Source organism: Hohaiivirga grylli, from assembly GCF_039655745.1.
GTDB lineage: Bacteria > Pseudomonadota > Alphaproteobacteria > Rhizobiales > Beijerinckiaceae > Hohaiivirga > Hohaiivirga grylli.
In genome coordinates this window covers 205268-225437 of record NZ_JBBYXI010000001.1, presented here as the reverse complement: position 1 = coordinate 225437, position 20170 = coordinate 205268, and the positions used below count along the sequence as shown (strand labels likewise).

Genomic DNA, 20170 nt, shown 5'->3' with positions numbered 1-20170 from the left:
ATCAACAGGCATTACCACTGAGGACAACTTTAAAGGGTCAGTTAAGTGAATCAGGTACGAATCGAAATTCGATTCAGAGATTCCGGTTTCAGACATTTCATTAACTTTATGTTAACCCTTAACTATTTGTTAACCATTGCCGCGTTCACTTTGATACCTTACAAAAGCGCAAAATGAATTCACGGTGTGGATGAATTGTGGATGATGTTGTGACATCAGGATTCACTTCCTAACAACAACAACAGAGTCTTTTAAATAGATTTAATTATTCTTTGGGAGATGCCTGTGAACACGAGTCAGAAGAAAATCATGCAGGTCCTGAATGGTCAGCCGGTATGGCCATTACCAATATGGGTTATGAGACAGGCAGGCCGTTATCTTCCAGAATACAGACAGGTTCGAAGCAGCGTATCCGGTTTTCTCGAACTCTGTTACACACCAAAGCTTGCTGCAGAGGTTACACTTCAACCAATCAGACGTTTTGGTTTTGACGCCGCTATTTTGTTTTCGGATATTCTGGTTATTCCAGACGCGCTTGGGCTTAAAGTCAGTTTTGTCGAGAATGAAGGACCAAAGCTTGATCAGGTTCTCTCTCTCAAGGATTTATCCAAGCTTGAGGATGAGCTTCCTCTTAACAGGCTCGATCCGGTTTTCGAGACACTCGATATTTTAAAAACAGCCTTGCCTTCTGAAACAACGCTTCTTGGTTTCTGTGGTGCCCCCTGGACAGTGGCAAGCTACATGATTGCCGGTAAGGGAACGCCAGATCAGGCACCAGCACGTATTCTTGCGTATCAGGATCCAGAATTTATGGATGCCCTGATAGATCGGCTTGTTCGTGCATCAACGGCTTATCTGATCCGTCAGATTGATGCAGGTGCTGAAGCTGTCCAGATTTTTGAAAGTTTTGGTTCCGCACTACCGCCTGCCTTGTTTGATCGCCTCTCGCTGAAGCCGATTGAACGGATTGTTAAAAAGCTTAAGGAAGAGCGACCTGCAGCAAAAGCGATTGTTTTTGTTCGTGGCGGAGGCAATAACCTTGAAAAAATAGCAGCTGCCGGTTTTGCAGATGCTATTGCCCTAGATTGGGGCACAAATATCGCCGTAATTAACCAGGGAAGCCTGTCTTCTGTGCCAACTCAGGGTAATCTTGACCCATTAGCGCTTGTTGCTGGTGGTTCTTATCTTGATGATGGGGTTGATGTTATCCGCAAAGCTGCGCGTCAAAAAGCACATATTTTCAATCTTGGTCATGGAATTGTTCCCCAGACACCGATTGAGCATGTCGAACAACTGATTAAAAAGGTTCGTGAAGCTTAGTAAATAGTTCTAAGCTTGGCTTTTTTATTCAGATTGTAACTTGCCGATTTTGAGAATATTCAGTCTGTCTGACTAGGGATTATAAAAGTGCTTTATCTTTATCTGAAGGCGTTTCATATCATTGCTGTCATCGCATGGATGGCTGGTACGCTCTATCTGCCAAGGCTTTTTGTCTATCACTGCAGTGCGCCCGTTGGGTCTCAGCAGTCAGAGACATTCAAGGTTATGGAGCGGCGGCTTCTGAAAGCTATCATTAATCCTGCAATGATTGTTGCCTGGATTCTTGGTCTTTATCTTGCCTGGGATGGTGGTTTTCTGAAATCAGGATGGTTTCATGGAAAACTGCTGCTGGCTTTTGTTTTGACAGGTTTACATGGAATGAATGTTCGCTGGATGAAAGCATTTGCGCAGGATAAAAACACACATTCTGACAAGTTCTTCCGTGTCATGAATGAAGTGCCTACCCTTCTGATGATTTTCATCGTCATTCTGGTAGTTGTGAAGCCCTGGAGCTAATTTCGTTAGATTTTTTGGTAATAGCCTCTTGGAAATTAGAGTTGCTATATTAACTCAGTGATTGAGCATTTTTTCTTCAATTGAAGATTTATGCTCTATTGCTCTTGAGTTGAGAAATAAAACAGGTTATTTCTTGATTCCTTCCCAAAAAGGTCGAGCATAACGAATCCAAGCTTTCGGTTTTTAGCTGGAACTCCAGTGTCACGTTATCTGATCTAAATTTCGCTTATTAATCATTAACTTCATAATTTGAGAGTATTCCCCCCAATGAGGGAAATCCAACTTCAGGATTTAAAAATTAAATCCCCGACCGAGCTTTTGGCATTTGCTGAGGAGCTTGAAGTCGAAAACGCCAGTATTATGCGTAAACAGGAATTGATGTTTGCAATTCTTAAACGTCTGGCAGCCCAGGAAACCGAGATTATCGGTTCAGGTGTTATGGAAGTTTTGCAGGATGGTTTCGGCTTCTTGCGTTCTTCCGAATCCAATTATCTTCCCGGTCCTGATGATATTTACATATCACCATCGCAGATCCGCCGTTTTGGTCTGCGGACAGGCGACACGGTTGAGGGTCCGATCAGAGGTCCTAAAGAAGGTGAGCGTTACTTCGCCCTTCTCAAGGTCAATACGATCAATTTCGAAGATCCTGATAAGATCAGGCACAAGGTTCACTTTGATAACCTGACGCCGCTGTATCCAAACCAGCAGCTCAAGCTTGAAGTCGAAGATCCGACAAAGAAGGATTATTCTTCTCGCGTTATCGATATTGTCTCCCCGATTGGTAAAGGCCAGCGTGCTCTTATTGTTGCACCTCCACGTACGGGTAAGACGGTTCTGCTTCAGAACATTGCTCAGTCAATTACAGCAAATCATCCTGAGTGTTATCTGATCGTTCTTCTTATTGATGAACGCCCGGAAGAAGTGACGGATATGCAGCGTTCCGTGAATGGTGAGGTTGTTTCCTCAACATTTGATGAGCCGGCAGCACGTCACGTTCAGGTTGCTGAAATGGTCATCGAGAAAGCTAAACGTCTGGTTGAACATGGCCGTGATGTTGTTATCCTGCTCGATTCCATTACACGCCTTGGCCGTGCCTATAATACGGTTGTTCCATCTTCCGGTAAGGTTCTGACCGGTGGTGTTGATGCGAATGCTCTGCAGCGTCCAAAACGCTTCTTCGGTGCCGCCCGTAATATTGAAGAAGGTGGTTCGCTGACAATCATTGCAACTGCTCTGATTGATACCGGCTCACGTATGGACGAAGTGATCTTCGAAGAGTTCAAGGGTACAGGTAACTCTGAAATTATCCTTGATCGTAAGGTTGCTGATAAGCGTGTCTTCCCTGCTATTGATATCACGCGTTCCGGTACACGTAAGGAAGACCTTCTTGTGACAGCCGATTCGCTCAAGAAGATGTATGTTCTGCGTCGTATCCTCAATCCAATGGGTACGGTTGATGCAATTGAGTTCCTGCTCGATAAGCTGCGTCAGACAAAGAGCAATGGTGAATTCTTCGATTCAATGAATACCTGATCCATCAGGCATTGATTCGGATATGAAATGAAACGGTCGGGCTTTTCCGACCGTTTTGCTTTTGGATGTTTTGCTATATTTTCAAGACCACCCTGTCGTGATGGGAAAACTTCGGACGAATACTGATGAGTGATAACTCTCTTGATACCATCTTTGCACCGGCATCCGGCCATGGCCGTGCTGCCGTATGCGTTATCCGTATTAGCGGAAACAAGACTCGATTCGTCCTCGAAACAATTTTCAGCAAGCTGCCAACGGAGCGTCGTGCAAGTTTACGTCATATTATTGACCCTGCAACCGGGGAAACACTTGATCAGTGTCTGGTTTTATGGATGCCTGGGCCAGCCAGTTTTACAGGTGAGGATCAGGCAGAACTTCAGATACATGGTGGCATTGCTGTCAGACAGGCCGTGCTGAAATGCCTTTCTGCTATTGAAGGTTGTCGTGCAGCTAAACCCGGTGAATTTACAAGACGGGCATTTCTCAATGGTCGGATGGATTTAACAGCAGTTGAAGGTCTGGCTGATCTGATTGATGCTGAAACAGAAGCCCAGAGACGACAGGCTCTTCGGCAAATGGAAGGTCGTGTTGGTGAGATTATTGAGCTTTGGCGTGAAGATCTGCTGACTGCCCTTGCTCTGATGGAAGCCGCTCTTGATTTCTCTGATGAAGGCGATGTCGCGGATGGGCAGCTCGAAGCACAGTCTATGGAGCTTATACAGCGTGTCCGTCATGCAGTTGATGCAGAACTGATGAACCGGACAGGTGAACGCCTGCGTGAAGGTTTGACGATTGTTCTGGCAGGTGCACCGAATGCCGGTAAGTCGACTTTGCTCAATGCGCTTGCACGTCGTGAGGTTGCCATCGTTTCACCTATCGCCGGAACAACCCGTGACGTCATAGAGACACGTCTCGATCTTGGTGGTTTACCTGCCGTACTGGTTGATACAGCCGGATTACGTGACAGTGATGATCCTATCGAGCAGGAAGGTGTTGCAAGAGCCAGAAAACGGGCAGAGGACGCTGATATTGTTCTTTGGCTCGTTGCCCCCGGTGATAATGCGGAAAACCCGCCAGAGGGCCGCGAAATCATTCGCGTGGCAACTAAGAATGATCTTGAACACTCTTCCGTTACATCTGATTACAGCATCTCAGCAACAACCGGTTCCGGCTTATCGGAATTGATTGAGGGTTTGGAACAGCGTGCTTCGCGTATGATGATAGGTGAAGATGCAATCATCACGCGGGAACGTCATCGCAAAGCCATGCAGGATATTTCAGAGTGTCTGGAGCGGGCAGTTACTCTTCTTCAGACAAACGGGTTGCCAGAACTGGCAACTGAGGAAATCAGACTGGCAACGCGTGCCTGTGGTGTAATGACGGGTCGTATTGATGTCGAGGATGTCCTCGATCGTCTGTTTTCATCGTTTTGCATTGGAAAATGATTCACGCTGTTTCACGTGAATCATGTTTTTAGCGGGCTGGCACTTTCAGAATACGTTTCCAGATTGTACCGCCCGTTCTGTTTCCAATGACGAAATAGGCAATAATTAATATGAAAAGTATAAGAGCTGGCCCGCCGCTCAGAGAAAATCCATTTTCGGTTGTTTGACCTGAGATAAGTCCGATCAGGTAGCCCATAACTGCGAATGCTGTCAGAAAGTCGAGAAAAGCAGTACATATAATACGAATATTCGATACTTTTCTTTCACTGGGTTGTTCTGCCATTTTTAGCTCCAATTTTTATGATTCACGTGAAACAGGTTTGACGAATCTGTGCCAAACACATAAATCCTTTTTTACGGAGTTGATGACGTAATGCTACCCCTCGAAAGGGATTAATCGATTCGGAAGCGGAATATGCATTATGAACCCGGATATTCCTGATCAATGGAAGTGAATTAAGATAAATTATGGAAAAAGCACAAAGCAGCTTTGATGTAATTGTTGTTGGAGGTGGTCATGCTGGTGCAGAGGCTGCCGCTGCTGCTGCACGCTTCGGGGCAAAAACGGCTCTTGTAACTCACAGACAGGACACGATTGGTGTCATGTCATGTAATCCGGCAATTGGTGGTCTCGGAAAAGGCCATCTTGTCCGTGAAATTGATGCCCTTGATGGGGTGATGGGCCGCATTGCTGATGCATCAGGTATTCAATTCCGTCTTCTTAATCGACGTAAAGGCCCGGCAGTTCGTGGGCCGCGGACACAGGCTGACAGAAAACTCTATGCCCGTGCCATGCAGACTGAACTTGCGCATACGGATAATCTCACCATTATTGAAGGTGAGGTTCATGATATGGATGTTGATGCTGGACGTGTAAGCTCCATTACCTTATCGGACGGTCGTCGATTCGGAACCGGTACAATTGTTCTGACGACCGGAACCTTCCTTCGAGGCCTGATTCATATTGGTGAGGTCAAGATTCCAGCGGGCCGTGTTGGTGAAGCCCCCGCTATTGGGTTATCCGCGACACTGGAGCGTTTTGGTTTTGAACTTGGCCGTCTGAAGACCGGGACACCTGCGCGTTTGGATGGGCGGACAATTGACTGGTCAGCTGTTGACCGACAGGCTGCTGATGATAATCCCGTACCTTTTTCAAGCCTGACAGACCGCATAACGCTTCCACAGATCGAATGCGGTGTGACCCGCACGACTAAAGCCTGCCATGATATTATCCGGGCAAATCTGCATCGCGCACCGATGTACTCAGGCGATATCTTGAGCCGTGGGCCGCGCTACTGCCCCTCTATTGAGGACAAGGTTGTTCGTTTTGCTGATCGAGACAGCCACCAGATATTCCTGGAGCCAGAAGGGCTCGATGACATTACCATCTATCCGAATGGTATTTCGACCTCCCTCCCTGAAGATGTACAGCTTGAGCTTTTAGCACAGATCCCTGGGCTCGAAACGGTTCGCATGATCCGCCCGGGTTATGCAATCGAATATGATTATATTGATCCGCGTTCTTTATCTGCGACCCTTGAGACAAAAGCTATACAGGGGCTTTTTCTAGCCGGTCAGATTAATGGCACGACTGGTTATGAAGAGGCTGCTGCTCAGGGGCTTGTTGCAGGTATGAATGCAGCTCGCATGGCATCAGGCATGGCTGGTGTCACATTTGACCGTGCAGAAAGCTATATTGGTGTTCTGATTGATGATCTGATTACCCGTGGTGTCAGTGAACCCTATCGGATGTTCACATCCCGGTCTGAATACCGTTTATCACTTCGTATTGATAATGCCGATGAGCGTCTTACCGGTAAGGGTATCGAAGCTGGGCTCGTCGGGTCACACAGAGCCGCTGTTTACAGGCAGCAGCAGGATGAGCTGACAACAACGCGCCAGATGTTGAATGAAGTTTCAATCACCCCTCAGGAAGCTGCCAAACACGGTATAGAGCTTAATCAGGATGGTGTACGCAGAACAGCCTTTCAGCTTCTTTCGTATCCGTGGCTGGATTGGGAGAGGTTAAGCCATGTATGGCCTCAGATGCAGAATGTTTCACCTGTGATTGCTGACCGTCTTGTTACAGATGCAACCTATGCTGTTTATCTTGATCGTCAGAAGGCCGATATTGAATCTTATCGCAATGATGAAGCTGTGGTGATTGATAGTGATCTCGATTTTGCGGCCCTTCCAGGTTTGTCTAATGAGATAAAGGCTAAGCTGGATGTTGTAAAACCAAAAACGATTGGGCAGGCTGCCCGTATTGAAGGTATGACTCCGGCTGCAATTACATTGTTGGCCGCTCATGCCCGAAAAACATCACGTCAGCTTAAATCTGTATCTTAAATATTTATAACTAGTTGAAATTATTATTGTTTCAATTTTTAGTTCCATAATATTGTTTCACGTGAAACATGGAAGGGTTTCTGAATGTCTGGGGACAGCCGGGAAAAGGTGCTCAAGGATTTCTCTGTTTCCGAGAAGACAGCGGAGCGTCTGGACATACTCGTGGCAGAGCTTGCTAAATGGCAGAGAATTAAAAATCTGGTTGGTCCGGCAACTCTGGATCAGGTCTGGTCTCGCCATGTTGCAGATTCCCTTCAGCTTGCAGAGCTTGCTCCTCAAGGTACCAAAACCTGGCTTGACCTTGGATCTGGTGCTGGTTTTCCGGGGTTAGTACTGGCTATTCTTGGAGCAGAGGTCGATTTTCATGTGACAATGGTGGAAAGTAATGCGCGTAAATGCGCTTTTCTTCGTCATGTTACGCGACTGACTGGAGCATCAGCAACAATCTATGCAGAGCGTCTGGAAGTGATTATACCAAAGATGGTTGGTAAAACAGATGTCCTGACCGCGCGTGCGCTTGCCTCCCTGGAACAGCTGCTCCAATGGACAAAGCCTTTATTTGATAATAGAACAAGCGCCCTCTTTCCAAAGGGCCGTGATGTCCAGACTGAACTTATGGCTGCCGCTAAACGGTGGGATATTTCCTATGAAATCATTCCAAGCCGTATTGATGCAGAGTCATCTATTGTTCGCATATCGAGTATCAAGCCACTATAGTCTGCTTGCCTAAGTTGTAGAAAACACCGGAAATAAGCGGTTTTGCGAATAGTAAGGATTCCCGAACTCTTTCAGATGATCTACTATGGGACATAGCCATTACCCCTAATAGGGTTTTCATGACTTCGTGTACGTCATGACTGTGGGATGAAGAGATGGATGCGCTAACAAACCAAAATCAAGACCGCTCAAATCAACTGGTTGGCAAACCGCGCGTTATTGCTGTTGCAAACCAGAAGGGTGGTGTTGGTAAAACAACAACAACAATCAATCTGGGAACTGCGCTGGCAGCCATTGGTGAGAAGGTGCTTGTTCTTGATCTTGATCCGCAGGGAAATGCTTCTACGGGTTTTGGGATTGATCGCCGTAACAGGCATGTTTCAACCTACCATGTTCTGGCTGAAGATTTACCATTAAGTCAGGCAATTGTCGGAACTGCTGTACCAGGCTTGTTTGTTGCTCCCTCAACACTTGACCTGCTCGGTTTGGAACTTGAGATTGCGCAGGAAAAGAACAGAGCACACCGTTTACGTCTGGCCATTGAGGAGATGGTTAAGGATCTTTCAGATGGCTTTTCCTATGTTCTGATTGACTGCCCGCCTTCATTAAACTTACTGACCGTCAATGCACTGGCGGCCTCAGATTCTGTTCTGGTACCACTACAATGCGAATTCTTTGCCCTTGAGGGGTTAAGCCAGTTACTCTCTTCCGTAGAGCAGGTACGGGCAGGATTAAATCCACGGTTAACAATCCATGGTGTTGTTCTTACTATGTTTGACCCGCGAAATAATCTCTCAGGCCAGGTTGTAGCTGATGTACGTGAGTTTATGGGGGATAAAGTCTATAATACCATGATCCCGCGGAATATCCGTGTGTCTGAAGCCCCATCCCATGGAAAGCCTGTTTTGCTTTATGATTTAAAATGTGCAGGCTCTCAGGCTTATCTACGATTGGCTTCTGAGGTTATTCAGAGAGAGCGTGATTTGCTCGCTGCATAATTGACATCACGCTGACAAATGGCAAAAACATAAGAATGTATTTATCAAGCCAATCTGGCATCAGGGAACAACATAATGGCTGATGAAAATAAACCGCGCCTCGGGAAAGGTCTCGCTGCACTTATTGGTGAAGTAGGCGATGAATTTGGAATGGCAGAACGTAAAAATAATGGCTCCCGTAAGGTAGCGATTGAGTTTTTACGCCCTAATCCTCGTAATCCTCGCAAGTACTTTGATGATGCTGATCTGACAGAACTTGCAGAATCGGTTAAACAGCGTGGTATCATCCAGCCAATTCTGGTTCGTGCTATTCCCAAAATGCCTGATGCTTATGAGATTGTGGCTGGTGAGCGTCGCTGGCGTGCTGCACAACGGGCTGGTTTGCACGAAGTTCCGATTGTTATTGCTGATATTGATGATAAAACATCACTTGAATATGCCATCATTGAAAACGTCCAGCGCTCTGATTTGAATCCGATGGAAGAGGCTGCTGGTTATCAGCGGCTGATGGATGATTTTGGTTATAACAGTAACGAAATTGGACAAACTCTTGCAAAGAGCCGCTCCTACGTTGTTAATACCGTACGTCTTCTTAATCTGCCTGCAGGTGTTCAGGAGATGGTGGTTGATGGCCGTCTTAGTGCAGGCCAGGCTCGTGCAATCTTAGCCTGTAAAGATCCTGAGCAGGTTGCTCAGAAAGTTTTGAATGAAGGCCTTACAGTTCGTGAGATTGAACGGATTGCTCAGGATGAAGCTGCTGCCTTGGCTGGTGAGAATAGAAAACCATCTAAGCCTAAGAATGAGAAAGATGCAGATACGCGGGCTCTTGAACGTGCATTAGAGGATGTTCTCGGGCTTGGTGTTACCCTCAACCATAAAGGTGACAGCGGTGAACTGCGAATTCGCTATAAGACGCTTGATCAATTAGATGGTCTATGTCGTCGTTTACGGGATGGCACATAAATAATTTAAAAGGAGGGAGCAATTCGCTCCCTTTTTGTTTCATGTGAAACAATATTATGGAACTAAAGTTAATACTTTAATTATATCAATATATTAGCCGCGTCTCATAGATAGCGAGAGTAATGTTCGGCCACCAATATCCGTACTCATAGAGGCCATACGGCGTGTATCAAGCAAGCTCGCTTGCAGACTTTGAATAGCAGACTTCAGGCCGGTTGATGTCCAGCGGTTAAGTTGCCGTTCAATATGGGGCTTGCGTTTAAAATGTAACCCACGCCAACTTTCAACAACAGCGCCTGAACTCTTTCCTGCTTCAATATCGATTCGGCCCTGTAACAAACTAAGAGCGTGGCGAAGTGCAATATTCAGTATAACGGCTGCAGGTGTTCCTTCCGCAACAATTCTCTGAAAATCAGTTTCAAAGCCAGCAGGATTGCCAGAAAAAACAGCATCAATAATGGCATCCATGGCAAGACTGGAGACATCCGCAAGAACGGCTTCTACATCTTCCAGAGTAACTTCAGATTGCCCGTGAACATAGAGAAGCAATTTAGAGAGCTCTCCCCGGGACGCCATGCGGTCGCCACCCAGGCTGCTTATGATGGCCAGACGCACATCTTTGGAGAGTGTGAACCCATGTTCACGGAACATATCATCGACAACAGCACCTAAATCCCGTGCAGAATCCGCATAACACGGGACAGCAATGGTATGTTTGCTCTTCTCGCATAGCGCGCGCAAAGGTGATGAGCGCCCAAGATCGCCGGCTTCTATTACAACCGCAACGCCATCTAATGAGGGAGCTGCCAGTAAGGCATCAACAGCAGGCGCGAAATTCTTGCTGGATGGTTTTACCCATACGGTACGGCGGCCCCCAAACAGGCCCATTGTTGTGGCTTCATCAACGAGTCTTGCAGGGTCTGAAGCAAGCAGATCCCCGTCCAGACGAATGAGCTGAAAAGGATCTTCCGGGTTTTCGGTACATTTTTCAGCAAAAAAGCGGGCCCGTTCATTCACAAGACCCATATCCGGTCCGTAGACCAGAATAATAGGGGACCGGATTTCTCCGGTCCCGAAGCGACGCATAAAACCGTCTATTTCGCCAGCTTTAAGGGCGACCATAATAACCTCAATCAGCTACCGGAAAGCTTGGCTGCAAGGCGTGTTTTAACATGACGGGCAAGCTCTTTTGCCAGACGCTTTTGCGCATCCCGGTTGGCGCGTAATGAGGCAAAACGCTGGGATGGACGCTCATAGGTAACCATTGACTGAACGCGGCCCTGAGCTGATATGACCTTATTATCAAAATCAGTCAGTGTGTAATTAACGGTTCCGGTCAATGTTGTTGTTGTTGCACGGCCGGTTTCCGCATCAATCATCGGTGATGCTGACGCCTGAGAATATGATAGCTTCAGCTTGTAAGCTTTTGGTGCAGGCATGCCAGAGCCATTCAGCAGATAGATAAGCTCACTGCGGAGCTCATGAGCCAGCTCTTCCTGCTCGTATGAGACCGCCATTTTCTCTACGTCAATGGAAGCCAGGATATCTGCAAGGTTTTTACCTGAAGATGTTGGCCCGTAGAGTGGGCGGAAACATGCAGCCATACCAAGTGAAACGGTGGCAACAAGCCCCAGACGAACCAGAGTTCTGCGATTAAGCGACGACATTCACGATTCTCCCTGGAACAACAATAATCTTACGTGGTGGTTTGCCTTCAAGAGCCTTCTGAACGGCTTCAAGAGCCAAGGTTGCCTCTTCGACGGCTTTGTTATCAGCATTGGTTGGGACGACAACGTCAGCCCGTTTTTTGCCGTTGATCTGAACAGGCAGTGTAATGCTGTCTTCAACCAACATGGCAGGGTCAAATTCTGGCCATGGAGAATGGGCAGCAACGCCTTCAAGACCAAGTGTTGTCCAGCATTCTTCAGCCAGATGCGGCATCATAGGAGCCATGAGAAGCAGGAAGATGCTGCTGACTTCACGAAGAACATCGGCAAAGCCTGCTTCCATATCCTTCTTTGAAGCTTCCGCCAGAATATCACCAATTGAATTGGCCAGATCATAGATATGAGCCACACAACGGTTAAAGCGTAAACGTTCAATATCATCACCGACATTGTACAGCGCCTTGTGAGCAGCTTTACGGAGCGCAATGCCATAAGGGCCGTACTCCGCGGCTTTAGGAGGTGTTCCTGCTTCGATGATTTCCGCCATCGCGCAGCTTAAACGCCAGACGCGCTGAACGAAGCGGTGAGCTCCCTGTACGCCGCCCTCTGTCCAGATGATGTCGCGCTCGGGTGGTGAATCCGACAGAACAAACCAGCGGGCCGTATCAGCGCCATAAGACGCAATGATATCATCCGGGTCGATGGTATTCTTCTTGGATTTGGACATCTTGATAACCGGGCCAATGGTAATTGGTTCACCGGTGTCAACATGGGAAGCAACACGTTCATTATTGACGGTGTTGAATTTGACATCTGCCGGGAAGACCCAGTCACCCTTGGCGTCACAGTAGCTCTCATGGACAACCATGCCCTGCGTAAACAGCCCTGCAAATGGTTCATCAAGCCCGGTATACCCTGTTGCCTTCATTCCACGCACGAAAAAGCGGGAATAGAGAAGGTGCAGGATGGCATGCTCAATACCGCCGATGTACTGGTCAACCGGCAGCCACTGATCAACAGTGTCCTTGTCCGTTGGCTCATTTTCAAGTGTCGGATCGGTAAAGCGTGCAAAATACCATGAAGAATCCACGAAGGTATCCATGGTATCTGTTTCACGGGTTGCTGGTTGACCGCAGCTTGGGCAGTTGACGTGCTTCCAGGTTGGATGGCGATCAAGCGGATTACCCGGTGTCTCGAAGTCGATATCTTCTGGCAGAACAACCGGCAGCTGATCGTTGGGAACCGGAACCGAACCACATGATGAACAGTGGATCATCGGTATCGGGCAACCCCAGTAACGCTGGCGGGAAATACCCCAGTCGCGCAGACGATAGGTTGTACGGGCATTTCCAAGGTTCTTCTGCTTCAGAGCCTCAGTTACTTTGGTCTTGCCTTCTTCCGTTGGCAGCCCGTCATAGCCCGGTGAATTCGTCATAACACCGTATTCAGAATAATGATCCTGCCACTTCGTGTTGTCGAATGTCCATTCCGGCTTGTCTGGCCAGGTAACAACCTGCGTGATTGGCAGGTTGTATTTCAGAGCAAAATCGAAGTCTCGCTCGTCATGGCCCGGAACAGCCTGAATAGCGCCTTCACCGTAGCTGATCAGTACATAATTTGCGACCCAGATCGGCAGCTTGGCGCCCGTAATAGGGTGTATTGCAAAGGCACCCGTGTCCATACCGAGCTTCTCGCGGGTTGCGAGTTCAGCTTCTGATACGCCACCCTTCTTACATTCCTCAATGAAGGCAGCAAGTTTTGGGTTATTCGCTGCTGCCTTGGTTGCAACAGCATGTTCTGGAGCAACAACAAGGAAAGAGGCACCAAAAATTGTATCAGCACGAGTCGTAAAGACATTCAGTGCGCCTGAGCCATCTTCCAGCGGGAAGCTGACCTCTGCACCAACGCTTTTGCCAATCCAGTTCTTCTGCATGAGGCGGACTTTATCCGGCCAGCGATCAAGACCTTCCAGAGCATCTGAGAGATCTTCTGCAAAATCCGTGATCTTAAAGAACCACTGTGTCAGTTCACGCTGCTCGACTTCAGCGCCAGAGCGCCAGCCTTTACCGTCAATGACCTGCTCGTTGGCAAGCACTGTCTGATCAACCGGATCCCAGTTGACACGTGCTGTTTTGCGGTCAACCAGACCAGCTTTAAGAAAATCAATAAAAAGACGCTGCTGATGCTTATAGTAGCTTGGATCGCAGGTTGCGATCTCACGGCTCCAGTCGAGGGAAAGGCCCATTGATTTGAGTTGCTTGCGCATGGAAGCAATGTTTTCATATGTCCACTCTTTCGGGTGAACCTTGTTTTGCATTGCAGCATTTTCAGCAGGCATACCGAAAGCGTCCCATCCCATCGGATGGAGTACATTATAGCCCTTAGCGCGGCGATAACGTGCAACGACATCGCCCATGGCGTAGTTGCGTACGTGACCCATATGGATGCGCCCTGACGGATAGGGGAACATCTCAAGCACATAATATTTGGGACGCGGATCTTTGTTTTCAGTGCGGAACAGATTGAGATTGTTCCACTTTTCCTGCCACTTTGGTTCCGCTTCTTTAGGGTTATAGCGCTCAGGCCTCATTTTCCAGATCGTTCTTCAGCTAGTTAAACAAACAGGTTATTGCATCAATACAGCTTGCATCGAAGCATTCTGTCGGACTAGGACACGAGAAATCAGAACTGTCAAATAGACAAGCATGAAAAAATGACAAATCATGTAATTCGTCTGGAAAAAAGAGCATAATAAGCGCTATATCCGGATAGTTTAAGGAGACCATTACCGTGACCGATACCCGTGCCCGTTATCAGGATGTGCTGAATGCCATCAGTCGTTCTGCAAAGGATAGTGGTCGTAAGCCAGAAGATATCTGCCTGATAGCTGTGTCAAAAACCTATCCAGCTGAGGCAATTGAGCCTGTTCTTGAAGCTGGACAGAGGGATTTTGGCGAGAATTATGTTCAGGAGGCGTCAGCCAAATGGCCTGTTCTTCGTGAGCGTTTTCCTGCCACGGTTTTGCATCTCATCGGGCCGCTACAGTCTAATAAGGCACGGGAAGCCGTTGAACTGTTTGATGTTATTCAGTCTGTTGACCGTGAGTCTCTTGCCAAGGAACTGGCTAAGGAAATCAAACGTAAAGTTGAAGCCGGTGGTCAGGCGCCAAAACTTCTGGTGCAAATCAATACGGGTGAAGAGCCGCAAAAGGGTGGGGTCTTGCCTCAGGATGCTGATGCATTCATTGCAGCCTGTCGTGAACAGTATGGACTGAAGATTCATGGCCTGATGTGTATTCCACCATTTGATGAGCCACCTTCCCCACATTTTGCTCTGCTTCGTAAAATTGCGGAGCGTAATGGTTTAAAAGAGCTATCCATGGGTATGAGTGCAGATTTTGACCCGGCTATCCAGATGGGTGCGACCTGTGTGCGTATCGGAACGGCTATTTTTGGATCACGTCAAAAGGCCTGATAACAGGCCTTTTCATAATATTATTTCATATGATGTTTGAATGCGGTAACTTTGCTATTCAAATTCATTGCAAAGCATTCTAATCCTGTCACGACCATAGTGATTTGCTCAGGGGAATTAAATGTCGACTTATAAGCTGCTGCTGTTGCCGGGTGATGGTATCGGTACCGAGATTATGCGTGAGATGGAAAAAATCACGCAGTGGCTGACAGCTCAGGGAATCATTTTCTTTGAAACTGAGACCGATCTCGTTGGCGGCGCATCCTATGATGCTCATGGAACACCGGTAACAGATGCAGTTGTGGCTCAGGCCCTTAAGGCTGATGCGGTTTTTATGGGTGCTGTCGGTGGACCGAAATGGGCTGATGTTGGTTTTGCCAATCGTCCCGAGGCTGCTTTGCTGCGGTTACGAGCCGACTTGGATGTTTTTGCCAATCTGCGCCCTGCAATCTGTTATCCGGCTCTTGTGGGCGCCTCTTCTCTCAAGCCTGAACTGGTTGAAGGCCTGGATATTCTCATTGTTCGTGAACTGACAAGTGGTGTCTATTTCCGTGAACCGAAGGAAATTGTCACTCTTGAAGATGGTTCAAAGCGTGCAACAGATACGCAGATTTATACGACAGGTGAAATTGAGCGTATTGCTAAAGTTGCCTTCGAACTGGCCCAGCAGCGCCGAAATAAGGTTTCTTCTGCCGAAAAGCACAATGTTATGGCATCCGGTATTCTCTGGAAGCAGATTGTGACGCAGGTTGGTAAGGAACTTTACCCGAGTGTAGAGCTGGAACATGTTCTGGCTGATAACTGTGCCATGCAGCTTGTGCGTCAGCCAAAGCAGTTTGATGTCATTGTAACGGATAATTTGTTTGGTGACATTTTGTCTGACGTTGCTGCCATGCTGACAGGGTCTCTAGGTATGTTGCCATCAGCCTCTCTTGGCAACACCAACCCTGTAACAGGCCGTCGTTTTGCATTGTATGAGCCTGTTCATGGTTCTGCGCCTGATATTGCCGGGCAGAATGCCGCTAATCCGTTGGCGATGATTGGCTCGCTGGCAATGGCACTGCGCTACTCATTTGATCGTGGTGATGTTGCCGAGAAGCTTGAGAAAGCAATTATCAATGTTCTGGCTAACGGCACACGTACCCGCGATATTGCAGATGGCGCACAGGCTGTGGGTACGTCTGCGATGGGCGATGCCGTTCTTGCTGAGCTTCAGAAGCTTTTCTGAGATTGTTTATTCTACCGCGGCGGCAGTGATATTATTCATTGCCGCTGTGCAGGCCTCTGTCTGATTTTTATCAAGAGCCCGTATTTCTGTCTCAAGATCCCGCTCACGTAAGGCCGGGGTTGGTGTCAGACGATCAATGAAACAGGCCAGCATATCGTGGCTGACATATTCATCATTTCCGCACAGCCAACCATGCATGGATAATCTGCCAAGCCCCTGCCCGCGGAAAGCGATACAGCTGGTATCCGTATTCTTGGCAAGGGTTACAAGCGAGAATTCGAATGAACCGAATTTGGTTGGATATTCGACACTCTGTGCCGTTTTCTTAACAGATAAACCAGCTGTTGCCGCTGTACGAACCAGATCAATATAGAAGCTTGAGCTGCGTTTTTGCTGTGACCGGTCAATCACAATACGCAAATAGAACGGGTCTGCTGCCGAACCAATAGAAAGCGAATCTTCTCGACCTCCCTCACGATATGTGCGGGCTTCAACGCTCATATTCGGGAGTTCCAGTTCCGGCATATCAAAAGCGAACAGGACAGCCGGATTGATGACCTGACTCCATGGAGCCGGCGGAGAAACAAGAGCTGCTGTGGTATCAACATCGGGAACTCTATCCCCATCATGCTCGGTTTGTTTGACAGCATAATAGGACAGGCCGGAAATGATAACGGCACAGGACGCAAACCAGAGTAACCAGGGCTTCTGCTTTTTTGTTTTCTTACGTGCAGGCAAATCTTCACGCTGATCGGAGATCAGAGTGTTGGGGTTTTGCTCTGGCGACGCATGGTGAGGCATTTGCAGAAATTGCCCTTTGCTTGAGAATGTCAGGTATGTAGCGGGATACTCTTGAGTATCCGTGCAGATCACCATTCTCGCGTGAGAAAGTTAGCTAAAGCTTACCAGCCAAATCTGTTTGTCTTTTAAGATGAATCAATAGTTACCAAGTAGTAACGTATTGAAAAATATTGGTTTCAAAGAATTCCCGAAAAATCTTCCTAATCCCATAATAAATAGCTTGCTATATAATTATATAGTTTGCTATGTATATTATGCCAATCAGGGAGAAAACATTATGGCTTTGAAAAGCAGCAAAACATGTTATGGCCGTATGGCTGTTCTCATGCACTGGTTTGTCGCTATTGCAATTCTTGTTCTTATTCCGCTTGGGTTTCGGATGAGTGCTACAACAGATATGGTGTTGAAAGCCGGTCTTTTAAAAGCACATGCTGCAATTGGTCTGATGGTCTTTGCTATAACCATTGCCAGAATCGTATGGTGGTGGTTTGCAGACCGTAAGCCGGAAGACCTTCCTGGAACACCCAAACTGCAATCCAGAGTAGCTCATCTGACCCACACCGCCTTGAACCTGATTATTCTGGTTATGGCAATAAGTGGTATCCGGATGATGGTCCTGATTAACAATGGCCTTGGAGGCAGTGATCAGATGTTTGGGCCAATGAAAGCGCATGGTGTCGCAGCATTTTTACTGATCATGATGCTGACATTTCATGTCGCGGCCGCGCTCTATCATCAGTTTATTTTGAAAGATAAGCTTTTTGCACGCATTGGGATCGGGCGGATGCCTGCTGTTTAAGGAAAGTTGCAAGAATTAAAGAAGCTTGCTTTCATCATTTTTCTAATTGTCAGAATGAAATCTCTGCTTGACAAAACATCTCATTTCCTGTTGCTCAGAACAGCTGGTTTTTATCCGGCGTAATCGCAGTCCGGCTGACGGACCAAAGTGGTGGACGACTTAGAATCATGACGGCGCTCATTAAAACAAAGAGCACAATTAAAACCGTCACGACGATTGTGAAAACAATCGGCTAACGTCTCGTCGTCCCCAGTTCTCTCCCCAAGGGTCGCACGAGCAAAGCAGGCGCCCTTCACATTCCAAAATGGGTGTCGGCTTAAGGGGGGAGAGAGCGAAACAGGAGATCTGACATGAGTGGGTACAAGGTCGCAGTAGTTGGCGCGACGGGTAATGTAGGGCGTGAAATGCTCAGCATTCTGGCTGAACGCGCATTTCCCTGCCGGGAAGTTGTTGCTTTGGCATCGCGCCGCAGCATGGGTAAAGAGGTTTCTTTCGGCGATAAGACGCTGACAACAAAAGCCCTTGATACTTACGATTTTTCTGATGTCGATATCTGCCTGATGTCGGCTGGTGGTGATATCTCCAAGGAATGGTCACCGAAGATTGGTGCTGCTGGTGCTGTTGTTATCGATAACTCTTCCGCATGGCGTTATGACGCTGATGTGCCGCTGGTTGTGCCAGAGGTTAACCCGGAAGCTGTTCGTGATTTCCATAAGCGCAACATCATTGCCAACCCGAACTGCTCAACCATTCAGATGGTTGTGGCGCTGAAGCCTTTACATGACAAGGCCAATATCAAGCGCGTTGTTGTTTCCACCTATCAGTCCGTGTCGGGTGCCGGCAAGGAAGGTATGGATGAGCTGGATCGCCAGACAAAAGCTCTTTATTCCCTTCAGGATGTTGAGGTGAAGAAGTTCCAGAAGCGTATCGCTTTCAATCTCATTCCGCAGATCGACGTCTTCATGGAAGATGGCTATACCAAGGAAGAGTGGAAGATGATGGCCGAGACGAAGAAGATTCTTGATCCGAAGATCAAGGTCAGCGCAACCTGTGTTCGCGTTCCGGTCTTTATCTCTCATGCTGAATCACTCAACGTTGAGTTTGAAAATCCCATCTCTGTTGAAGAGGCCCGCGAGGTTCTGCGGTCTGCTCCGGGCGTTGTGGTTCAGGATAAGCGCGAAGCCGGTGGCTATATGACACCCCATGAAGCTGCTGGTGAAGATGCGACCTATGTCTCACGTATTCGCGAAGACATTACGGTTGAAAATGGTCTGGCTTTCTGGTGTGTTGCAGATAACCTGCGTAAGGGCGCTGCCCTTAATACGGTACAGATTGCGGAAGCACTGATTAACCGGAACCTGATCCAGCCAAAGGGCTGATCCTCCGGAAGAAATTAAGGCGCGATGCATTTCGCGCCTTTTTTATAGGCAAGTCAGAGAAAAATATGCTTGCCAGCGACAGGAAACGCCAGAAGGATGAGCTCATGACGGTTTTTCGTCCCCGCCGTAGCGCCCTTTATGTCCCCGGTTCAAATGCCCGCGCTCTTGCTAAAGCCGGAGAGCTTGGAACTGATGTTGTCATTCTTGATTTAGAGGATGCGGTATCACCACAAGCCAAACTTGAAGCCAGAGACTGTATTGCCAAGCAGTTTGAAAAAGGGTTTGGCGATAAAGAGGTTGTTATTCGGGTAAATGGTGCGGAAACCCCCTGGGGTGAGGAAGACCTTACATTCTGTGCCTCCGTTAAACCTGATGCCGTTCTGGTGCCAAAAGTAAGCAATGCATCAACGATCATGACACTGGCCAGAACGCTGGATCGTCTTGCAATGCCCCAGACAACGCGTATCTGGACGATGGTTGAGACACCGCTGGCAATTCTGAATATCGCAAATATTGCATCAGTAGCTCAGGATCCGGCCTCACGGCTTTCATGTCTGGTTATGGGCACCAATGATCTGATCAAGGAGACACGGGTGCGTTCGATACCGGGACGGGCCAATCAGTTACCCTGGCTTTCAACATCAGTTGCGGCTGCAAGGGCTTATGATCTGGCGATCCTTGATGGTGTCTACAATAAGATTGATGATCAGGAAGGGTTTGCTGAGGAATGCCAGCAGGCGGTTGATTTTGGCTTCGATGGCAAAACCCTGATCCATCCATCTCAGATTGAGGTTGCCAATACGCTCTTTTCACCATCAGATAATGAAATTGCTTACGCGCAGGCTCTTGTTGCCTTCTTTGAGCAACCAGAAAACGCCGATAAAGGCGTTCTGTCGTTCAATGGGCAGATGGTTGAGCGGTTACATCTGGAAATGGCACGCCGCACGCTGATGATCGCGAGGGCGGCTTCCAGGGTCTGAT

18 protein-coding genes are annotated in these 20170 nt (G+C 47.8%); 13 read left to right on the top strand and 5 right to left on the bottom strand.

Features of this window, described 5'->3' with window-relative positions; genetic code table 11:
• Nucleotides 1-279 precede the first annotated feature (279 nt).
• The 4 genes from hemE to mnmE all read left to right on the top strand — a co-directional run bounded on the left by hemE (nt 280) and on the right by mnmE (nt 4814).
• Nucleotides 280-1320: a uroporphyrinogen decarboxylase gene (gene hemE, locus WJT86_RS00950; protein ID WP_407066886.1), complete on the top strand. Its 1041-nt coding sequence runs from the start codon at nt 280-282 to the stop codon at nt 1318-1320.
• A 78-nt stretch (nt 1321-1398) separates the two neighbouring features.
• Nucleotides 1399-1836, top strand: coding sequence for a protoporphyrinogen oxidase HemJ (hemJ, locus tag WJT86_RS00945; RefSeq protein ID WP_346336263.1), 438 nt, complete (start codon nt 1399-1401; stop codon nt 1834-1836).
• 267 nt (nt 1837-2103) lie between these two features.
• Nucleotides 2104-3369 carry a transcription termination factor Rho gene (gene rho, locus WJT86_RS00940; protein WP_346335620.1) on the top strand — a complete coding sequence of 422 codons (1266 nt, stop codon included), beginning with the start codon at nt 2104-2106 and terminating at the stop codon, nt 3367-3369.
• A 125-nt stretch (nt 3370-3494) separates the two neighbouring features.
• Nucleotides 3495-4814: a tRNA uridine-5-carboxymethylaminomethyl(34) synthesis GTPase MnmE gene (mnmE, locus tag WJT86_RS00935; protein WP_346335619.1), complete on the top strand. Its 1320-nt coding sequence runs from the start codon at nt 3495-3497 to the stop codon at nt 4812-4814.
• Between the two features lie 28 nt (nt 4815-4842).
• Here the strand turns inward: mnmE and WJT86_RS00930 are convergent, their stop codons facing one another.
• Nucleotides 4843-5097, bottom strand: coding sequence for a hypothetical protein (locus tag WJT86_RS00930; protein ID WP_346335618.1), 255 nt, complete (start codon nt 5095-5097; stop codon nt 4843-4845).
• A 185-nt stretch (nt 5098-5282) separates the two neighbouring features.
• Here WJT86_RS00930 and mnmG point away from each other — a divergent pair, with 185 nt between their 5' ends.
• The 4 genes from mnmG (at nt 5283) to WJT86_RS00910 (ending at nt 9841) form a co-directional block, all read left to right on the top strand.
• Nucleotides 5283-7163 (top strand): tRNA uridine-5-carboxymethylaminomethyl(34) synthesis enzyme MnmG, encoded by a 1881-nt coding sequence (gene mnmG, locus WJT86_RS00925; protein WP_346335617.1) that lies wholly within the window; start codon nt 5283-5285, stop codon nt 7161-7163.
• 84 nt (nt 7164-7247) lie between these two features.
• Nucleotides 7248-7880: a 16S rRNA (guanine(527)-N(7))-methyltransferase RsmG gene (rsmG, locus tag WJT86_RS00920; protein ID WP_346335616.1), complete on the top strand. Its 633-nt coding sequence runs from the start codon at nt 7248-7250 to the stop codon at nt 7878-7880.
• A gap of 155 nt (nt 7881-8035) precedes the next feature.
• Nucleotides 8036-8878 carry a ParA family protein gene (locus WJT86_RS00915; protein WP_346335615.1) on the top strand — a complete coding sequence of 281 codons (843 nt, stop codon included), beginning with the start codon at nt 8036-8038 and terminating at the stop codon, nt 8876-8878.
• 75 nt (nt 8879-8953) lie between these two features.
• Nucleotides 8954-9841 (top strand): ParB/RepB/Spo0J family partition protein, encoded by an 888-nt coding sequence (locus tag WJT86_RS00910; RefSeq protein ID WP_346335614.1) that lies wholly within the window; start codon nt 8954-8956, stop codon nt 9839-9841.
• A gap of 93 nt (nt 9842-9934) precedes the next feature.
• Here the strand turns inward: WJT86_RS00910 and holA are convergent, their stop codons facing one another.
• From holA to leuS, 3 genes are read right to left on the bottom strand one after another with little or no spacing between them, the layout of a single operon-like run.
• Nucleotides 9935-10963, bottom strand: a complete 1029-nt coding sequence (gene holA / locus WJT86_RS00905; protein WP_346335613.1) for a DNA polymerase III subunit delta — start codon at nt 10961-10963, stop codon at nt 9935-9937.
• Nucleotides 10964-10974: 11 nt separating this feature from the next.
• A complete protein-coding gene (lptE, locus tag WJT86_RS00900; protein ID WP_346335612.1) occupies nt 10975-11508 on the bottom strand; it encodes an LPS assembly lipoprotein LptE in 534 nt (177 codons plus the stop codon).
• A complete protein-coding gene (leuS, locus tag WJT86_RS00895; RefSeq protein WP_346335611.1) occupies nt 11495-14098 on the bottom strand; it encodes a leucine--tRNA ligase in 2604 nt (867 codons plus the stop codon). Before leuS ends, lptE begins: the two co-directional genes overlap by 14 nt.
• 200 nt (nt 14099-14298) lie before the next feature.
• On the opposite strand from leuS, the gene WJT86_RS00890 reads away from it, so the two are divergent.
• Entirely contained in the window at nt 14299-14982 is a 684-nt protein-coding gene (locus WJT86_RS00890) for a YggS family pyridoxal phosphate-dependent enzyme (RefSeq protein ID WP_346335610.1), read from the top strand.
• Between the two features lie 121 nt (nt 14983-15103).
• Nucleotides 15104-16210: a 3-isopropylmalate dehydrogenase gene (gene leuB, locus WJT86_RS00885; protein WP_346335609.1), complete on the top strand. Its 1107-nt coding sequence runs from the start codon at nt 15104-15106 to the stop codon at nt 16208-16210.
• Nucleotides 16211-16216: 6 nt separating this feature from the next.
• Here leuB and WJT86_RS00880 read toward each other — a convergent pair whose 3' ends face one another.
• Complete coding sequence (locus tag WJT86_RS00880; RefSeq protein WP_346335608.1) at nt 16217-17011, bottom strand: hypothetical protein; 795 nt, start codon at nt 17009-17011, stop codon at nt 16217-16219.
• Between the two features lie 277 nt (nt 17012-17288).
• Here WJT86_RS00880 and WJT86_RS00875 point away from each other — a divergent pair, with 277 nt between their 5' ends.
• The 3 genes from WJT86_RS00875 to WJT86_RS00865 all read left to right on the top strand — a co-directional run bounded on the left by WJT86_RS00875 (nt 17289) and on the right by WJT86_RS00865 (nt 20169).
• Nucleotides 17289-17810 carry a cytochrome b gene (locus WJT86_RS00875; RefSeq protein WP_346335607.1) on the top strand — a complete coding sequence of 174 codons (522 nt, stop codon included), beginning with the start codon at nt 17289-17291 and terminating at the stop codon, nt 17808-17810.
• 350 nt (nt 17811-18160) lie between these two features.
• Complete coding sequence (locus tag WJT86_RS00870; RefSeq protein WP_346335606.1) at nt 18161-19189, top strand: aspartate-semialdehyde dehydrogenase; 1029 nt, start codon at nt 18161-18163, stop codon at nt 19187-19189.
• Between the two features lie 104 nt (nt 19190-19293).
• A complete protein-coding gene (locus WJT86_RS00865; RefSeq protein ID WP_346335605.1) occupies nt 19294-20169 on the top strand; it encodes an HpcH/HpaI aldolase/citrate lyase family protein in 876 nt (291 codons plus the stop codon).
• Nucleotide 20170 lies beyond the last annotated feature (1 nt).